This window comes from Candidatus Manganitrophus noduliformans, from assembly GCF_012184425.1.
Taxonomy (GTDB): domain Bacteria; phylum Nitrospirota; class Nitrospiria; order SBBL01; family Manganitrophaceae; genus Manganitrophus; species Manganitrophus noduliformans.
The window spans coordinates 983,240-1,000,948 of record NZ_VTOW01000001.1; the positions used below are offsets into that span (position 1 = coordinate 983,240).

17 protein-coding genes are annotated in these 17,709 nt (G+C 58.9%); 9 read left to right on the plus strand and 8 right to left on the minus strand.

Going from position 1 to position 17,709, the window contains the following annotated elements; all coding sequences use genetic code 11:
• The first annotated feature begins 2 nt into the window (after positions 1-2).
• From MNODULE_RS04845 to MNODULE_RS04860, 4 genes are all read left to right on the plus strand, one after another.
• A complete protein-coding gene (locus MNODULE_RS04845; protein WP_168058328.1) occupies positions 3-767 on the plus strand; it encodes a phosphatase PAP2 family protein in 765 nt (254 codons plus the stop codon).
• A gap of 214 nt (positions 768-981) precedes the next feature.
• A complete protein-coding gene (locus MNODULE_RS04850; RefSeq protein ID WP_168058329.1) occupies positions 982-1,425 on the plus strand; it encodes a surface-adhesin E family protein in 444 nt (147 codons plus the stop codon).
• Between the two features lie 105 nt (positions 1,426-1,530).
• Positions 1,531-2,652 carry a chromate efflux transporter gene (chrA, locus tag MNODULE_RS04855; RefSeq protein WP_181070933.1) on the plus strand — a complete coding sequence of 374 codons (1,122 nt, stop codon included), beginning with the start codon at positions 1,531-1,533 and terminating at the stop codon, positions 2,650-2,652.
• A gap of 190 nt (positions 2,653-2,842) precedes the next feature.
• Complete coding sequence (locus MNODULE_RS04860; protein ID WP_168058330.1) at positions 2,843-3,289, plus strand: hemerythrin domain-containing protein; 447 nt, start codon at positions 2,843-2,845, stop codon at positions 3,287-3,289.
• A gap of 30 nt (positions 3,290-3,319) precedes the next feature.
• Here MNODULE_RS04860 and MNODULE_RS04865 read toward each other — a convergent pair whose 3' ends face one another.
• The 4 genes from MNODULE_RS04865 to MNODULE_RS04880 form a co-directional block, all read right to left on the minus strand.
• A complete protein-coding gene (locus tag MNODULE_RS04865) occupies positions 3,320-4,543 on the minus strand; it encodes an AI-2E family transporter (protein ID WP_168058331.1) in 1,224 nt (407 codons plus the stop codon).
• Positions 4,544-4,575: 32 nt separating this feature from the next.
• Positions 4,576-6,021, minus strand: a complete 1,446-nt coding sequence (locus tag MNODULE_RS04870) for an Ig-like domain-containing domain (RefSeq protein ID WP_168058332.1) — start codon at positions 6,019-6,021, stop codon at positions 4,576-4,578.
• Between the two features lie 348 nt (positions 6,022-6,369).
• Positions 6,370-7,029 (minus strand): TolB family protein, encoded by a 660-nt coding sequence (locus MNODULE_RS04875; protein ID WP_168058333.1) that lies wholly within the window; start codon positions 7,027-7,029, stop codon positions 6,370-6,372.
• A gap of 39 nt (positions 7,030-7,068) precedes the next feature.
• On the minus strand, positions 7,069-9,015 hold the full coding sequence (locus MNODULE_RS04880) for a TolB family protein (protein WP_168058334.1): 1,947 nt from the start codon (positions 9,013-9,015) through the stop codon (positions 7,069-7,071).
• A 317-nt stretch (positions 9,016-9,332) separates the two neighbouring features.
• Here MNODULE_RS04880 and MNODULE_RS04885 point away from each other — a divergent pair, with 317 nt between their 5' ends.
• The 4 genes from MNODULE_RS04885 (at position 9,333) to MNODULE_RS04900 (ending at position 12,825) form a co-directional block, all read left to right on the plus strand.
• Complete coding sequence (locus tag MNODULE_RS04885) at positions 9,333-11,021, plus strand: electron transfer flavoprotein-ubiquinone oxidoreductase (protein WP_168058335.1); 1,689 nt, start codon at positions 9,333-9,335, stop codon at positions 11,019-11,021.
• Positions 11,022-11,140: 119 nt separating this feature from the next.
• Complete coding sequence (locus MNODULE_RS04890; protein ID WP_168059213.1) at positions 11,141-11,485, plus strand: flagellar basal body rod C-terminal domain-containing protein; 345 nt, start codon at positions 11,141-11,143, stop codon at positions 11,483-11,485.
• Positions 11,486-11,779: 294 nt separating this feature from the next.
• Positions 11,780-11,962, plus strand: coding sequence for a hypothetical protein (locus tag MNODULE_RS04895; RefSeq protein ID WP_168058336.1), 183 nt, complete (start codon positions 11,780-11,782; stop codon positions 11,960-11,962).
• A 140-nt stretch (positions 11,963-12,102) separates the two neighbouring features.
• Complete coding sequence (locus MNODULE_RS04900; RefSeq protein WP_168058337.1) at positions 12,103-12,825, plus strand: CPBP family intramembrane glutamic endopeptidase; 723 nt, start codon at positions 12,103-12,105, stop codon at positions 12,823-12,825.
• Between the two features lie 20 nt (positions 12,826-12,845).
• Here the strand turns inward: MNODULE_RS04900 and MNODULE_RS04905 are convergent, their stop codons facing one another.
• Together MNODULE_RS04905 and MNODULE_RS04910 are read right to left on the minus strand one after the other, a co-directional pair.
• A complete protein-coding gene (locus MNODULE_RS04905; RefSeq protein ID WP_168058338.1) occupies positions 12,846-13,343 on the minus strand; it encodes an NYN domain-containing protein in 498 nt (165 codons plus the stop codon).
• Between the two features lie 47 nt (positions 13,344-13,390).
• Complete coding sequence (locus MNODULE_RS04910) at positions 13,391-15,130, minus strand: SulP family inorganic anion transporter (RefSeq protein WP_168058339.1); 1,740 nt, start codon at positions 15,128-15,130, stop codon at positions 13,391-13,393.
• Between the two features lie 185 nt (positions 15,131-15,315).
• On the opposite strand from MNODULE_RS04910, the gene MNODULE_RS04915 reads away from it, so the two are divergent.
• Complete coding sequence (locus MNODULE_RS04915; protein ID WP_168058340.1) at positions 15,316-15,759, plus strand: Fur family transcriptional regulator; 444 nt, start codon at positions 15,316-15,318, stop codon at positions 15,757-15,759.
• 2 nt (positions 15,760-15,761) lie between these two features.
• On the opposite strand, the gene MNODULE_RS25230 is transcribed toward MNODULE_RS04915, so the two are convergent.
• A complete protein-coding gene (locus MNODULE_RS25230; RefSeq protein ID WP_168058341.1) occupies positions 15,762-16,883 on the minus strand; it encodes a M48 family metalloprotease in 1,122 nt (373 codons plus the stop codon).
• 6 nt (positions 16,884-16,889) lie between these two features.
• Entirely contained in the window at positions 16,890-17,687 is a 798-nt protein-coding gene (locus MNODULE_RS04925) for a TIGR00266 family protein (RefSeq protein ID WP_168058342.1), read from the minus strand.
• Positions 17,688-17,709 lie beyond the last annotated feature (22 nt).

The following is a 17,709-nucleotide window of genomic DNA, read 5'->3' on the forward strand; positions in this document are numbered from 1 at the left end:
GGGTGAGTTTTTCCGGCTGCGGCACCTTGCCGAACGGGCGGGGCTGGGGGGAGGATGCAACCCTCTTCCCGGACGGCGAACGGGTTAAGAAGGCCGCCGTCAATGCGCTGAAAGATCCGGACACCTGGGTTCCGGCCGCCGGGGCTGGCGTCTTCAGCATCGGCGACTGGGATAAACGGGTGTCGGAGTGGGCCTACGAGAAGACCCCCGTCTTCGGTTCCGAAGAGAATGCACAAAAGGCGAGTGATTACCTTCTGATGGCGACGGCCGCGGGAGCGGTCGGATCTTCGTTATTCACTCCCAGCGGGGATGATCCGGGGAGGTGGGCGCTCTGGAAGCTGAAAGGGTTGTCGGTCGGCGGGGCCGCGTTTTGGGCGACCTCCCAGACGACGGCGGGCCTAAAGAGTGCGACGGGACGGGAGCGACCGAACGGACTGAGCGATAAAAGTTTCCCATCTGCGCACAGCGCGCATGCTTTTTCTTTTACAAAATTATCACTCCGCAATCTGGAATCGCTTCCCCTCTCCCGCCGAGAGCGGCTCTATTTGGGGGTCGGGTTGAGGACCACCGCCGCCTTGACGGCGTGGGCGCGGGTGGAGAGCCACATGCATTATCCGAGAGATATCCTGGCTGGCGCCGCGCTCGCTTCATTTATCACCGGGTTCATCCACGACGCCTTTCTCGGGCTGGACGAGAAGCGATCGGTGGAGCTGGCGGTTGCCCCGGGGGAGCATGGCCTCTTTTATCTGCTCCGCTTCAAATTCTGAAACAAGTAGGGGCGCACCGGTGTGTGCGCCCGTCTTTGTTCTTTGCTGTTTGAATTGTAAGATCAGGGCAGACACGCAGGTCTGCCCCTACCGGAACTGTTTGATAAAAATGCCGCAGATGAAGCCATCTGCGGCATTTTTATTTTTGTTGAAATATGGTACATAGATCGTGTCCCGGAACGGTCGACTTGAATAGAAGAAGGAGTATTTTCGAATGAAAGTGATCTCGACAGGGTTTCTCGCCCTTTTTATTTTACTCGGCGCGTTTCGGCTCAACGCCGACGCGGCGGAGTGGACCCTCTTTGTGGAGGATCAGCGATTTAAGCATTTCTATGACAAGCAGAGCATCTTTCACTCTCCTCAGGGGCTCGTTCGCGTTGCGATCAAGGTCGACCCCAAGGGAAAAGAGGGGCGCGACTTTTTGCTGAACGTCAGAAAGCAGATCGGCATGAACCTGGAGGGATATGAGAACTACGGATTCAGCCTCACCGTCATGGAGATCGACTGCGTGAATGATGTAAAGCGCATCCTACAAAGCGACGATTATACCCGCGAAGGGGAGCAGCTTGATTCCGTCTCTCCCCAAAACCCGAAGTGGGCCGCCATCGCCCCCGAATCGGTCCATGGCCTCTACAAAAAGGCACTTTGTAAGAAATAGGATTTCAATGCGTCTTTATTCTCTCCGGACCGAATACCGGCGTGGAGCGGCTTCCGCCACAGTCTAAACCGATTCGTCCAGCAACCTCATCAGAGGAACCGATCGTTGTCCCAGAGAGTGGCCGAAGTGGCGGCGTTGTTTCTCAGGCTCGGCGTGACCGCCTTCGGCGGCCCCGCGGCCCACATCGCCCTGATGCACGACGAAACGGTGAAGCGGCGCCAATGGCTCAGCGATGAAGAGTTTCTCGATCTGGTCGGCGCGACGAATCTGATTCCCGGCCCGAACTCCACCGAGATGGCGATTCACATCGGTTTTCGTCGGGCCGGGTGGCCGGGGCTGATCGTCGCCGGGGTTTGCTTCATCGTCCCCGCCATGCTCATCGTCCTGGCGCTGGCATGGGGGTATGTCCGGTTCGGCGCCACCCCGCAGGCCGAAGGGCTGCTCTACGGCATCAAGCCGGTCGTGATTGCGATCATCGTTCAGGCCCTTTGGAGCCTGGGACAAAAAGCGGTCAAAGGCCCGCTGACCCTCGCTGTGGGAGTAAGCGTTCTCGCCCTCTACTTTGCGGGCATTCATGAAATCGCCTTGCTCTTTGCCGGCGGATGGGTCGTGATGTTGGTGGAGAATGCTCGGCGGCTTCGCGGCCGGTCGTCGGGTGCCCTGCTGATTCCGGCCGCGGCGGCGGGGTTGTCGCAGGTTTCGGTTCCTTTCGGCCTTCCCTTGATGTTCGTGACGTTCCTCAAGATCGGCGCGGTCCTTTATGGAAGCGGGTATGTTCTCCTCGCGTTCTTGCGCGCCGATTTCGTCGTCCGCTTCGGCTGGCTTACCGATCGGCAATTATTGGATGCCGTCGCGATCGGGCAGGTGACTCCGGGGCCCATTTTCACGACGGCGACGTTCATCGGCTATCTCCTCGGCGATTTGCCGGGAGCCTTTCTGGCGACTGTCGGTATTTTTCTTCCCTCCTTCATTTTCGTTGCCGTTTCAAATCCGTTGATCCCTCGGATACGAAACTCGGCCTGGGCGAGCGGTTTGTTGGACGGCGTCAATGTCGCATCGTTCGGTTTGATGGCCGCGGTGACCTGGCAGTTGGGGCGCGCTTCGTTCACCGATCCCTTGACGATTCTGATCGCCCTGATCTCTTTCGGGTTGCTCGTTCGCTATAGAGTCAATTCGACCTGGCTGATTGTGGGGGGAGCGATCCTCGGGTGGATGGCGTCAATCTAACGCTACCCAAAGGGCGTAGAAAAACGTTTGCAAATAAGGGATGAAGAAATTCCGTTCGGCGATATGTGAGGACGCTCACAAAAGAAATAACCGACTGTAATGCCGGGCACTGAAATTGCGTTAACCAAAAGCGCCGGGACCTTCGGGTCCGGTCAAAGTTGAGTTCGAGTTAAAAGAATCAGGAGGAAACATGGACCCATTTAAACTATTGAAAGAGGATCACGAGAAGGTCGCCGATCTATTCGAAGAGCTGGAGTCAACGACAGAGAAGGCGATCAAAAAACGGGAGACGCTTTTTAATAAGTTGATGACGGAATTGGAGATTCACGCCCAGATCGAGGAGCAGATCTTTTATCCGGCGCTGAAGAAGGCGAATGAAACGCGTGAAGTGACCTTGGAAGGGTTTGAGGAACACAAGGTGATCAAGCAGCTCCTGCACGAGATGGATGCCTTGTCGAGGGACAGCGAGCAGTGGACGGCAAAACTCTCCGTGCTTCAGGAAAACGTGGAGCACCATGTCGAGGAAGAAGAAGGGGAGATGTTCAAAAGCGCGCGGGAGGCCTTCTCCAAAGAGCAGCTGGAAGATCTCGGCAAGCGAATGGAAGCCCAAAAGAAAAAACTGGCGGAAGCGGCCTAGGCGGGTGAACACTTGCCGGTGAGCGGCACGTCAGGGGGTGACATTGCGGTTGCCCCCTGACGAATGCGCGCGGCGTTCATCTCCTAATAATTCCCCAATCGGCCGGAGGCCCTCGATCCGATCGCAAACGGCCTTGGCGACCATGATGATCGGAATGCCGAGGAGCAGTCCCCAGACCCCCCAAATCCAGCCCCAGAAAAAGATGCCGACAAAGATCCAAACCGTGTGGATCCGGCCCGCTTTGCTTGTCATCAAGGGACTCACGAGAAGTCCTTCCAGGCTTTTGAGCCCCATCGACACCCCGCCGATCAGCAGCGACATCGAAAGGGTTCCGAACTGAAGATATCCGACCAGCGCGGTCCCTCCGATGATCGCCGTCCCCCCCAGGAACGGGATCGATTTCAAAATGCCGGCGGCGATTCCCCACATGCCGGCATTCTCCAGGCCGATCCACCGAAAGGCCAGCCAGAGGGCGACCCCCATCCACAAACTCGTGATTACCTGCACGTACAAAAACCGTTTCATCTGCAGGTTGATTTCATCGAGGATTTCCAGTGTCCGTCTTTTTTTTGCGAAAGAGGGGCCGGCCATTTTAACCAGCCTCCGCCTGAACGTATCCCCTGAAACCAATAGAAAGTAGACCAAGAAGAGGATCATGACCGCTTGCAGCGCCATCCCGACGAGGCCGACCGTTCCGACCCAGAGATAGTTGCGGAGATCCAATCCCGGCCGGGCGGCCTGCGCGGGGGCCGGCTTCACTCCTTGGGGCGCGGCGCCGTTGGCTGCTTCGGCCGCCGCCTTCTCGATCTCGGCGGCCGCTTTCTGAACTTTGTTCAGCGTCCCTTCCCGGTCGCTGCGGCCTTCCCGAAGCGATTGACTGAACGTTTTCGCCGCCGCAGGGAGTTGTTCCAAAATCGCATCGGCCTGATCCCCCAATCCGTAAATTGCGGAGCCGATTCCCGCGACGATCGCCGTCAGCAAAACGGCGGTCCCGACCGCGCGGGAAATCTTCCGTTTTTCCATCCGGGCGACGATCGGATCGAGAAAATAGCTGATAAAGAGGGCGATCACCAGCGGAATGAGGACCTCCCGCGTCCACCGCAGCGTGAAGATCACCACCAACGCGGAAATCAGATTCAGGGGAAAGGGGCCGAGAGGGCCGACGCGAGCCAGGACCGGCGGTTTGGGCGTGGAAGGGGAGGAGACAGGTTCCGATGTTTTTTTGATCTCTACGGTTTTAATGGCGAGCGGCATCCTTCGCAAACGGCGTCAAAAATCGGGCATGCTCAATCGTCGTCATCATCGTTGTCGGAACGATTCGCAGTCCGAAAGGTCCAACTGGTATGTTCGAGGCGATTTCCGGCCAAGTCTCTGATATCGTGCGTCAGGACCACGGTGTAGGTGGTGCCGTGTCTTAACCGGGAGGGGATCATCGTCGCCGTCCGTGAGGCGGCATGGTACCCGATCTCGGCGGAAATCGCTCTCCCCCGCGTAGTGATGATGAAGTTGCCCGCCAGTGTCTCGGGCCGGATCGCCTCGCTGAACCGGACGGTAACGAGACTTGAAAGGGGGATATCGATCCCGGTCGGCTGCCGGTCAATCACCGTCGGCCGGGTCCGGTCTTCCGCCGGCGGGGGCGGAGGATTCGTCTGCGCGGTGGTGAACGACCATCGAACGTCGGCTGCGAGCGCGTTGCCGCTGAGATCGGAGACCCCCCTCCGGACGACCGCCTGGTAGGTTGTCTCCGGTTGAAGCGCCGCGCTGGGGGTGAGGGTTGCGGTCCGCGAATCGTAGCGGATCGACGAAGCGATCTCTCCTCCGCCCGGGCCTTGCAGAACAAAGTTGGACGAAAGGCTTTGTCCGTCGATTTCTTCATTGAAAACCGCTTGAATGGAAGTGTTCACCGCAACGCCGGTTTCTCCGTCTCCGGGGGCGGTCGAAAGGATCGACGGCGGCGACAGATCGAGAAGGGAGGCGGTGGTGAAGGACCATGATTGCGCGGCGGGCAGGGGATTGCCGGCCCGGTCGGTGATCTGGTTGGTCACCGTCACCTCGTATCGGGCCTGGAGCGCGAGCGGCGTCAGCGGCTGCAGCGTGGCGGTGCGCGTCGACTCGTCGTAGCGGATCTCGCCGGGAACCCCCCGGATGAAAAAGGTATCGGTCCGAAGGGTCTCGGGACGGATCGATTCGGAGAAAACCACCCGGACCGGCGCATCGATCGCTACGTTCGTCGCCCCTTCCTCCGGAGCGGTTGAGACGATTTCAGGCGGGGTCTGATCCGGTCCCCCGCCGCCGGCGCCTCCCGTGGTGAAAGACCAGATAAAATTCTCCGGAAGCGGAACGCCGTCGAGATCTCTGATCCCCGTGGTCAGAACCGCATGGTAGGTGGTTCCGTCGGAGAGCGGAATGGACGGGGTGAAGACAGCCTTTCCATTTTGGTAGCTCACCTCTCCCGAAACGCCTGTGATGATAAAGGTGTCATTGTTGACCGTGGCGGGGTCGACGCGATTGGAGAGGGTGGCCTCGATCGGGGCCGAAAGGGGAACGCCGGTCGCTTCGGGTGCAGGATTGGTCTCCATCACCCGGGGCCCGTTGAGATCCTCCGTTCCGTCTCCTCCGCATGCAGACAGTACAAGACAGAAGAGAATCGCCAGACCGTATCCGATCCCTTTCCCAAAGCGGATCGATCGGCCGACCTTGCCATCTGAAAAAAGGGGTTCGTTGAGTTTCATGTTTAAACCAGATCTTTCCCTTCTATTCCGGTATTTGTTTTGCCTGGTATTTGTCTTGCTCCGTCAGGAGGATCGCGTTTTGCTAAGTTGGTAAAGTTTGCAAAGGGAGTGCCTCTTGTATGTACGTGTAAGAATAGGTCTTAAAGATGAGGAAAACTACGTCTTTGTGAATGGATTTAGCATCCGCTTCCAAAGGGAGCGCCCTCCTGCCGCCAAGGGTGCAAGGGCACAAGGAGGCAAGCGGATGCATATCTCTGCTAAATCAATGCAAATGGGACGGATCGCCCGGCTGGGCATCCGCTCTCAAAAATTCGGGTCGAACTCAACGTGGATGTGCACCGGGACGGTTCATGGAAGCGAGGCGATGAAGACGTCCGTCTCTCGGTTCGTATCGCCCGGGACCAGGTTGCTTGCCTCCGAATCGAACGCGATGAATTGGCCGTCGCCGCTGATCCGGCTGGCATGGCTGCCGTTGTTCCCTTCGACGCCGCTCCGATCGGTGCTGGGCCGAGTGGTGGTTCCCGTCTGCCGGTCGTGAACGAAAATGTCTCCCTGTCCGTTGGTGTCCCCCTCGACCAGATTCGTTGCATCGGAGTCGAAGGCGACGAAGCGCCCGTCGCGGCTGATCCGGGCATCGTAGCTGATCCGGTTCCCCTGCGCGCCGTTTGAACGGATGCTCACACGCGTGGTCGTCCCGGTTTGAAGGTCATGGGCAAAGAGGTCTCCGACCCGGTTTGTATCGCCCGCGACCAGGTTGGAAGCCTCGGAGTAGAAGGCGACGATCCGGCCGTTCCCGCTGATCTTGGCGTCGATGCTCGGCAGGTTTCCTTCCACGCCGCGGGAGTCGACGCTCACGCGCCGGGTGCTCCCCGTCTGACGGTCATGGACGAAGATATCGGGGGAGCCGTTCGTGTCCCCCGGGACCAGATTGGTCGAATAGGAAATGAAGGAGACGTAACGGCCGTCATCGCTGATCGAAGGGCAGAAGCTGATCTCGTTCCCCTGCACCCCGGCGTCGCCGACGCTGAGCCGGGTTGTCTCCCCGGTCTACCGGTCGCGAATGAAGATGTCTCCGACCGCATTGGTATCTCCAGGGACCAGGTTGTCCGCAAAGGAGTAGAAGACCACATAGCGACCGTCCCGATTTACGTAGGCGTAGCCGCTGGCGCTGTCGGCCTGGGCGCCGCCCGCCCCGACGCTGACCCGCTCGGTCGTCCCGGTTTGAAGGTCATGAAGGAAAATATCGGTGAACCCGTTGGTGTCGTCCGGGACGAGATTGTTCGCTTGCGATTCAAAGATGATGAACCGGCCGTCGCCGCTCATCTTCGAGCCGAAGCTGATGTCGTTTCCCTCCCGTCCGGCGGAGTCGACACTGACCCGCCGGGTGGTGCCGGCCTCCCGATCCCGAACAAAGAGGTCCTGGACACCGTTGGTGTCTCCCGGGACCAAATTCGATGCGATCGATTCAAAGGCGACATAGCGGCCGTCTCCGCCGAGGAACGGGCGCCGGCTGAGGCCGTTTCCCTCGGTCCCGGAGGGGCCGACGCTGACCCGCTCCACGGTGCGTCCCGGGATCGACGTCCGTACGGTCACCGTCGCGATCGCCCGGCGGGCCGGATCGGCGCCGCTGGCCGCGACCACATGGAATGTCCCTTCCCGGTTCGGAGCCGTGTAGAGGCCGTTCTCGGTGATCGTACCGGCCTCCGTTTCCTGGACGCTCCAGACAACCGATCGGTTGGAATGCCCATTAACGGTGGCGGTAAATGGCTGTTGTTCATTGGAAGAAAGGGAGACCGTCTCGGGTTGAATCATGACGGAAATGACCGGCCGGGCGGTGACGGTGACGGCGGCGGTCGCCGTTCGGCTAGGGTCTGCTTGGCTGGTGGCCACCACGTGAAAGATCCCCTCTGCGCCGGGCGCCGTGTAAGTTGCCCGGCCCCCGGCGCCCGGGGTGATCGTTCCACCGGCCGCGCCCTCTTGGATCGACCAGACGACGTTCCGGTTGTCGCTCCCGGTGACGGCGGCCTGAAATGTTTGCTGCTGCCAAATCGAGATCGCCGCGGCCGCCGGAGTGAGGCTGACCATGATCGGAGCGGTTACGGTGATGGTTGCTCGGGCGCTCTTTGAGGGGTCGGCCCGGCTGGTGGCGATGACATCATAGCTGCCGGGGCGGTCGGGGGCGGTGTAGGCTCCGGCGGTATCAATCGATCCGCCGAGCGGCCCCTGCTGGACCGTCCAGGAAACCGAGGCGTCGGCGGTTCCTGTAACGGAGGCCTGAAAACGGAACGTCTCGCCGGTTTCGATGGAGATCGCCTCCGGGATGATCCGGACTGCGATTCCAGGAGGGGGAGGAGGCGCCGTCACAACGGTGATCGCCGCAACCGCCCGGACGGAGGGATCGGCCTCCGGGAAGACGACAATGTGGAAGGTTCCCTCCACGCCGGGGGCTGTATAGAGGGCGCCTCCTTGTTCGGGCATGAGGGAGCCGCCCGCCGCACCCCCTTCGATTTCCCAGACAACGTTCGAATCGAAGCCGCCAACCGTCACCGTAAGATGAAGACTCTGGTTTGTTGCGATCTGAGCCGCCTCGGGGGTGATTCGGATCGAGAGGGGCGGGGGGACGGAGAGGTCGACGACGGTGACCGTAGCAGTCTCCTGCCGGCTTGGATCGGCCTGGCTGGTTGCGACAACATGGAAAACGCCGGGGATCTCAGGCGCGGTATACAGTCCCTCGGCGCTGATCGACCCACCCTCCGTTTCCGAAAGGCTCCAGGTGACGGCGGCGTTGTTGCTGCCGGTCACCGTTGCCGTGAACTGAAGGGTCTCCTGCGTCTGGATCGTCGGGGCGTTCGGGCTGATTTGGATTGAGATCGGCCCGGGCGCATTCCCGGATGGGGAGGGGTCGCCCCCTCCGCCGCTCCCGCAGGCGGAGAGTAAAAAGGCGAGGGTTGGAAGAAGGGTGATAAAAGATATTCGACGACAAACAGAATACATTTACATTGATGGAGCGAACGGTTGATGCGTGTGTCTAAACGCAAGTTCCATACCATAAAATGAAATCACTGTTTTGGGATTAAAGGGAGAACGAGGTAAGGGATATCCCAAAATGAGAATGAAAGCGATTGCAGAAATTGATCCTGCTTGGTTCCTCTTTGCATATCGCTTCGAACGCGACCTCGTCAATAGGAAGCGGATAAATGAAGCGGATAAATATAGAGTCTACTTCTTAACTCAAGCACAGCCACAATCAACTTGCGCGGACCGAAGACAGAAGGTATCATAGAGATTGTCTTTCCGATGAAGGAGCATCGATGAAGCCATCCGAATTTCCTCCCCCCGTGCGGCCGGGGGAGTTCATCTCGCCGGTCACGTCGGGCCCGGAGAACCGGATCGAGGTCGGCATTCTCTTTGTCGGGGCCGGTCCGGCGAACCTCGCCGGGGCGATCCGGCTTGCGCAATTGCTCGATCAGGCGCCGGAGGTGAAAGCGGCCCTTGGCGAGTTCCCGATTGCGATCGTCGAAAAGGGAAAATATCCGGGGGCGCATCTCCTGGCCGGAGCGATCCTCAATCCGGTCTCGCTGAAAAGACTTTTCCCGGGTTTGAAAGAAGGGGAGTTCCCGCTCGAAGTCCCCGTCCAAAAAGAGGCGCTTTATCTTCTCTCCCAGGAGAAGGAGTATAAAGTCCCCCTCCCGCCGACGATGCGCAACCATGGAAATTACGTCATCTCGGTCAGCCGGTTCGGAAAGTGGCTCGCGGAGCAGGCCGAGGCGCTCGGCGTTTCCATCTTTAGCGAGACCGCCGGCGCGAAGCTCCTGGTCGAAAACGGCGCCATCCGCGGGGTAAAGAGCGGCGACAAGGGACGCGATCGGACCGGCGCGCCAATGGAGAATTTTCAGGAGGGGGCCGAGATCCTTGCCAAGGCGACGGTTCTCGGAGAAGGGGCGCAGGGGCACCTGACGCAAACGGCGATTGCCCACTTCGAGATCACCCGCCTAAATCCACAGACCTACTCGCTCGGGGTAAAGGAGATCTGGGAAGTTCCCCATCCTCCTGAAGAGGTCATCCACACGATGGGATGGCCGCTCCGGGGTGAAAAGAAATATAACGAGTTCGGGGGAAGTTTCCTCTATCCGATGGGGGGAAACCTGGTTTCGCTCGGCCTTGTCGTCGGCCTCGGATACCGCAACGCCTGCACGTCGGTCCACGATCTGCTGCAATTGATGAAAACCCATCCCTTCTTCCGGAAGATCCTGGAAGGGGGCCGGCGGCTTGAGAACGGATGGGGAGCAAAGACGATCCCGGAAGGAGGCTATTATTCGGTTCCCGATCGTCTTCATCTCCCGGGGGGATTGCTCGTCGGCGATTCGGCGGGGTTCCTCAATGTCCCGGCGCTGAAGGGGATTCACTATGCGATGGCTTCCGGGATGCTCGCCGCCGAGGCGATCTTCGAGGCGTTGAAATCGGGAAAGGATCTCGGTCAGCCTGATGCGCTTTCGGGATACGATGCCGCCGTTCGGAAGAGCTTCATTCTCCGAGACCTCCATCGTGTCCGGAACATGCGCCAGGCGTTCGACCACGGGTTTGTGCCGGGGATGTTGCTCGCGGGGCTGATGACGGTCACCGGCGGGGCTTTTCCGGGGTGGCGCTTTCAGACGCGGCGGGATGCCGACGAGCCGCTTTTGTTGGAAAAGAGGGAGTATCCCAAGCCCGATGGGAAGTACATCTTCGACAAACTGACCAGCGTCCACGCCAGCGGAAACAGCAGCCGCGACAACCAGCCCAACCACCTCCGTCTGGAGGTGCGCGTTCCGGAGGAGGTGGGGGAAGCCTGGATTCACATGTGCCCCGCCAACGTCTATGAATGGGGAACCGATGCCGAAGGGAAAAAGGTCGTCCGGATGAACCCGACCAACTGCGTCCAATGCGGCGCCATCGGAGCCAAGGGAGGCCGTTTAACCCCGCCGGAGGGGGGAAGCGGCCCCCAATATACCCTGACTTAGACTTCTATATTTCAGCAAATTCAATTTCTTATAAGCTATTTCGAGGACATCAGAAAAAACCTCTTTTCCTCCTCAAGTTTTTCTCAAGGCCTGCCGATAAGTGAGGTAAGGAGGAAAAGATGCTTTCACCATTAGGAGCTTCTCTTTCAGGTCTCCGTGCCGGTCTGGAAAAACTCGAAGCATCGGCAAATAATGTTGCCAATCTCAGCACCGACGGCTTCAAGAAAGATCGGGTCCTTTTAAGCGAAGGGGTCACCGGCGGCGTTGTCGTTGAGATCGGAAAGAGCACGGAGTCAGGACCTTCCTATCGATCCCCCCAGGGTGAAGTGATCGAAGCTTCCAATGTCGATCTAGCTGAAGAGGCCGTCGAGCAGATCCTCGCAAAATATACCTTCAGTATGAGCCTCGCCGCGTTCAAAACCACCGATGAAATGCAAAAGGGTGTGATTGATCTCCTCGCCTGATTCCACCTGTTCCAACCGATATTCACTAACTGATATTATGGTTTGTCATGCTGAGCCGAAGGCGAAGCATCTCCTCTCCTCGTCATCGGACAAAAAAAAGATTCTTCGCGCTGCTCAGAATGACAAAACAACGGCCATTTGACGGTCTCTCTTCAGACCCTCTGTTTTGGCGATCGCGGATGGATGAAAATGGATTGCGAAGCGATTCAAGATAGGGTATATAGAAACAGTCCTGTGTCTCCGATCGACGTTGGGTGATCGTATAGATCCAAATGCCAAATCAGAGGATGAAAAATGAGGCGGTTTAAACTTCTTGAGCCGGAGGATGAGGAATCCGAGGAGGGAGAAGATCGGCCGGGTCGCTCCATGAAAGAGTGGCTGAAGCTTCTCATCTGGACCTTGATTTGGGGAGGGGGAACAATCTGGTTGACGATCGCCATTATGAAGGTTTTCAAAGAGAAAGCCCAGTATTTTTAAGTCCATCTTTCCGCCTGGTCCATGAGATCCTTCCGTTAGGCGGTTACTTTCAAAGACCCTTCATTGACTCCGCACCCTTCCCTCCTTTAGGCTAAAAGCTGTCGGGAGTTTTCGAACGGTTTGTCCGTGAGGAGCAAAAGATGCTTGTGCCGTCGGAGGAAGACGAGTTCGTCTCAGCGCCGGGCCGCCCGCTCGGACTGAAGGTGCAGAAGATCGAGGCGGCGGTCTTTCTCTTCTTGGTTGTCCCCTCGATGATTTTTTCTTTTTATTCGTCGAGGCAAGCGGGTCTGAGCTTCGCCCTGATGGCATCCGGAACCATTTTGCGCGATCTTGCGTTGGTGAGCTTGATTTTCTATTTTCTCTGGCGAAATGCCGAACCGGTCGATTGGATCGGCTGGCGGTTCGACCGTTTTGGGCGGGAGGCCGCCCTCGGCGTCGCCCTCTTCATCCCCTTCTTCTTCGGCGCGGCGCTGCTTGGGAGCGCCCTGCAAGAGGCGGGACTCTCCGCCCCTTCCACCCCGCCCACCGCATTTCTGCCGGAGCGGACCGCGGGGCAGATGCTTTTGGCCCTGGCGCTGGTGATCGTCGTCGCCGTCGCCGAGGAGACGATCTTCCGGGGGTATCTTCTCCTCCGCTTTACGGCGATTACCCGGAATCCAACGGTCTCGCTCTTCCTTTCGTCGGCGATCTTTGCATTGGGGCACGGCTATCAAGGGACGGCCGGGGTCGTCACGGTGGGGGTGATGGGCTTTGTTTTCGGCCTCGTTTATTTCTGGCGGCGGAGCCTCGTCGCGCCGATGGTCATGCACTTTCTGCAGGACTTGACTGCCATCTTTCTTCTCTTGTTTTTTGATCTGAAGTGAGCAGTGTATTCGAAAGTGGATCAGAGCCGCTTCAGACGTCCTTGGCGACGCCGCTCTGTTTTGGAAAGTTTGCGCGGATTCCCCTTCTTCTCGGCCGGCCGGGGAGGCTCCGTTTCATCAAGCGGTTTTTCTGTCGGCGGGGTTCCCTCCTGGTGAAGGGCGGCGTGAAGGCGGGTCTCGAATTCTCCCGAGTAGAGCGCGACGGCGCCGCTCCGCTGGGCTTGATCCCGCACCGCCCGATCGGAAGAGACGACGGTGCAGCCTTCCCGGAAATCTTCGGCCATCCGGACAATCACGTCGTCGGCCGACTCTCCGTACCCCGAGAAGATCACCTCAATCCCGCCCGTTCGCTCCGCCGCTCCCTTCGCGCTTCCGTCGAAGACCACCGTAACCGGAAGGTTTTTGATCTGGCGGTAGGCTGTCAGCTGTTCGATGAGGCGGGCCCGTTTTCCTTCCAGATCCCCCCGAAGCCCCTTCTGCCTCCCGATGAAGTTGTAACCGTCGATGATCAGATGCATGAGATGATTGTATGCCGGGGACGCTTCATTGGCAAGGGGGAATCGAACTACACGCCGGCGGCCTCCGGCGGTCTTTCGAAGAGATCACATTGCTCGTTCACGTAATGACGGCAGCCGGTGCAGACCTCTTTCTCCATCTGCTCTGAGGCCGCCCGGATCGCCTGGTCGGCGTGATCGAAGACCCGACCTTCCGGGATCATTTCCATCAATCCCATCTGCGTCAAAACGAACCGGACTTGGGGCTGAAGGCTGCTGATGTAGAGCTTTGCGCCGATCCGCTCCGTATGATCAATGATGGCCCGAAAGGCCATCGCCCCGGTGGCATCGATCATATTGACCTGCCCCAGGCGCAGGATCAACACTTTCATGTCGATCCGCTTCTTGATCTCATTCATGAACTTTTCCGCGGCGCCGAAAAAGAGGGGACCGGCGATCCGGACGACGACCACATAGGGGCAGACCTGAATCGGGGCGGCCTTCTCAGGCGATTGGACGATCTCATCCACCGATTGGTTCATGATGCCGAGCTCGCTCATCCGGCGGATAAAGAGAAGCCCCGCGGCGATCAGTCCGATCTCGACGGCCAGAATCAGATCGAAGGCGACGGTCACCGCAAACGTAATCAGCAGAACGATCCGATCCGCCTCCGGGGCGCGGAATATCGCCCGGGTGTTTTCCCATTCGACCATCCGAATAGAGGTGACCATCAAGATCCCAGCCAGCGCCGCAAGGGGGATATGCGATGCGAATTCGGCGAAAAAAAACATGATCAGAATCAGCGCCAGACTATGGAAGATGCTGGAGAGGCGCGACTTGGCGCCGCTCCTCACGTTCACCGCCGTCCGGGCGATCGCCCCGGTCGCCGGGATTCCCTGAAAAAAAGCGGTGACGATGTTGGCCAGCCCCTGTCCGAACAGCTCTTTGTTGCTGTCGTGCCGTTCGGAGGCCATCATGCTGTCGGCCACCACCGCCGAGAGGAGCGACTCAATGGAGCCAAGGGCGGCCAGCGCCAACGCCGGACGGAGGAGTGTGTGAAGGTCTCCCCAAGCGCCGGCGGGAAGATGGGGCATCGGAAGAACATGCGGAATGGCGCCGATCGTCGGCACATTCAGTTGAAAGAGGGCCGCGGCGGCCGTGGCGGCGGTCAGACCGATAAGAGAAGCCGGCACGCGGCGGGTGATGGAGACCGGCATAAAGAGCATGATGAGGACGACCGTGGCGGTGAGGAGAAGGGCTGAAAGATTCAAGCCGGGGAGGTGTGTCAGTGTCGTATAAAGCCCTTCAAAGAAGGTTGACCCGCCCGCGGCGGGAATCTGAAGGCCGAAAGCGTTGTTCAACTGGCCGGCAAAGATGATGACGGCGATCCCATTGGTGAAGCCGGCGATCAGGGGATGGGGAATGTAGAGAGCGAACCGTCCCATCCGGGAGAGGCCGAGGGCGATCTGGATAATCCCGGCCAAGACGGCGGCGACCCAGAGCTTCTCGATGCCATATTGCGCGACGATTCCCGCAAGGATGACCGCCATCGCTCCGGTCGGGCCGGTAATCTGGACCTTCGATCCCCCGAAAACCGACGCCACCACGGCGGCGACGATGGCGGTGTAGAGGCCGTATTTGGCATCGACGCCGGAAGCGAGGGCGAAGGCGAGCGCCAACGGGAGGGCAACGACTGCGGAGGTGACCCCTCCCCAGAAGTCGCCGGAGACATCGACGAGGTAGTTCGATTTCAAAAAGGTCCAGAATCGATCGGCGGGGATAGCCGGCGGTGTGAAGAAGTGAGTCTTCATTCAAGTCCTTATCTTAACGGAGAATAAAACGGGCGGAGGGTCCTCTCCCGCCCACCGTATAAGATACCATTTAATGCAACATGTCGCAATTAAATAAATGTTGCATTTGCGTGGCGAGTCATGTAGCATCTGGAAAGCGCATCGTCAAGGGTAAGCAGCCATGAATCGGCGCTGGAGAAGAGGCAATGAAAAAACATAAAGATTTAATTGCAGTGCTTCGTCACAATCAGCAGCGGATTACCCCTGCCCGACGGTTTTTGCTTCAATATTTCATCGATCATTCCACGAGGCAGTTCTCCCTCCCGGAGATCCAGGCGCATCTTCAGGACAAGCTCCCCGGCATCAATCGATCGAGCGTCTATCGTAACCTGGAGATGTTAAAGCAGCTCAGCGTGATCCAAGAGCTGACCGTCCCGGGGCAGGGAAAGCGGTATCAATTCATCTTCGAGCAGCAGGTGCACCATTTCATTATCTGCAAGGCGTGCGGGAAGGTGGTCAAGGGGAATCGAGACCTCTTCGAAAAGGTCGAGAAGGCGTTGAAGGAAATTCACGACTTTCAGAAGGCGAATCTGTCGGTGACGTTTTATGGGTTTTGTTCGAAGTGTCAGACGGCGGTGGAGGCGGGATAGCGCTACTTCATCAAGCCTTTCTTAATCGCATCCCAGTCATACGGAAGCGGCTCGCTTTTCCAGGGGCCGATCCGGGCGATTTCGGTCCGGATTGCCTCGGCGCGGTTGGCGCTGGCGGGGTGGGTGGAGAGGAGAGCGATCGATGCTCCCTCTTTTTTTGAGAGCCGGTCAAAGAAGGTGATCATTCCCTTCGGGTCGATCTTTGCCCCTTTCAGGAGGGCGAGACCCTTGAGGTCGGCCTCGGATTCTTGATCGCGCCCGAAACTTAATATTTGCAGCTGGGCGGCCGCCTGGCCGAACCGGCCCCCGCCGATATCGCCGAGGAGGAGGGCGAGAACGACACGCCATCCGAGCTGGTGAACCATTCCCTTCAGGCTGTGCCGTTGAAGAACATGTTCGGCTTCGTGGGCAAGGATGCCGGCGACCTCTTCGGGCGACTCGGCCGCTTCAATCAGCCCGGTAAAGACGACGATATGCCCCCCCGGGATGGCAAAGGCGTTGATCGTCGGATCGTCGGCGACATGCCATTTGAAGGGATAGGGGGACCCCTGCGTCAATCGGCTTCCGATCTCCTCGATCATCTTCGTTGTTTCCCCTTCCGGAAGAAGGGTCAGGCCGGGCCGGGTTTGCGCGTAGATCAGATCTCCGAACTTCACCTCCGAAGTGTGGGAAATGCGATGAACGGCCCATTCGGCGATCGCATCCGACTGCCACCAGAGCGCCAGTCCGAGAAGGAGGGGAGAGAGGATCAAAAGTCCGAGGAGAAACCAACCGAACCGCATTCCCCGTCCGACGCGGGAAGTCTGCTTTTGCCATTGTCTCAGCTGCGGTGCAAGAAAGGAGGGAGCGGCGGCGAGGAAGGCCGTTTTGGCGCGGGGATCGGAGAGGATCAGCGACCATGTTTCCTGCCGCTTCATCCAGGTCAGCGTAATCTGGTCATGATCGAATCCGCCGGCCGTGATCCGGAGGCGCTCGAAGAGGAGGGTCTCCTCATCCGGCCCGCCGGGACGTAGAATCACCCCTTCCGAGGTGATCCGAATGGAAATCCGCTCCCCCTGGGGGGGGATTCCCGGCCCGAAGGAGAGAACCTCGAATAATTCCGTTTGAGAGGTGGATGAAAACACGACCGGTCAGTTGTTCCCATCGAGCAGACCGCCCAATCCTCCGAGCAGCGAGCCCTCCTCGCGCCCGCGGCCGGCCCCCGGCATCGCCGAATAGAGCCGGCTGGCCAGTCGGCTGAGCGGAAGCGATTGCAGCCAGATCTTCCCCGGTCCCTGAAGGGTGGCGTAGAAAAATCCCTCCCCTGAGAAGAGGGCCGATTTGATCTTGCCGACATATTCGATGTCATACGTGACCGAAGGCTGCATGGCGACGATGCAGCCGGTGTCGACCCGAAGCATCTCGCCGGGAGCAAGGTTCCGCTCGCTCAACGTTCCCCCCGCGTGCACGAACGCCAGACCGTCCCCTTCGAGTTTCTGCATGATGAAGCCTTCCCCGCCGAAGAGACCGACCCCGAGCTTCCTCTGAAAGGCGATCCCGACGGAGACCCCCTTCGCGGCGCAGAGGAAAGAGTCTTTCTGGCAGACGATCTGGCCTCCCAATTCTCTGAGATCCATGGCAATGATCTTTCCCGGATAAGGAGAGGCGAAGGCGACCTTTTTCTTTCCGCTTCCCCGATTGATAAAGATCGTCATGAAAAGCGACTCGCCGGTCAGGAGGCGCTTTCCCGCGCCGAGGAGGGCGCCCATGAACCCGGACTTTTGCTGCTGGGAGCCGTCCCCGAAGACCGTCTCCATCTCGATGCCGTTTTCCATGAACATCATCCCGCCCGCCTCGGCCACCGCCGCCTCGTCGGGATCGAGCTCGATTTCGACATATTGCATCTCGGCGCCGAAAATCTGGTAATCGACTACATCCATCCGTGCCATTGTGACTCCTTATTTACGTTTT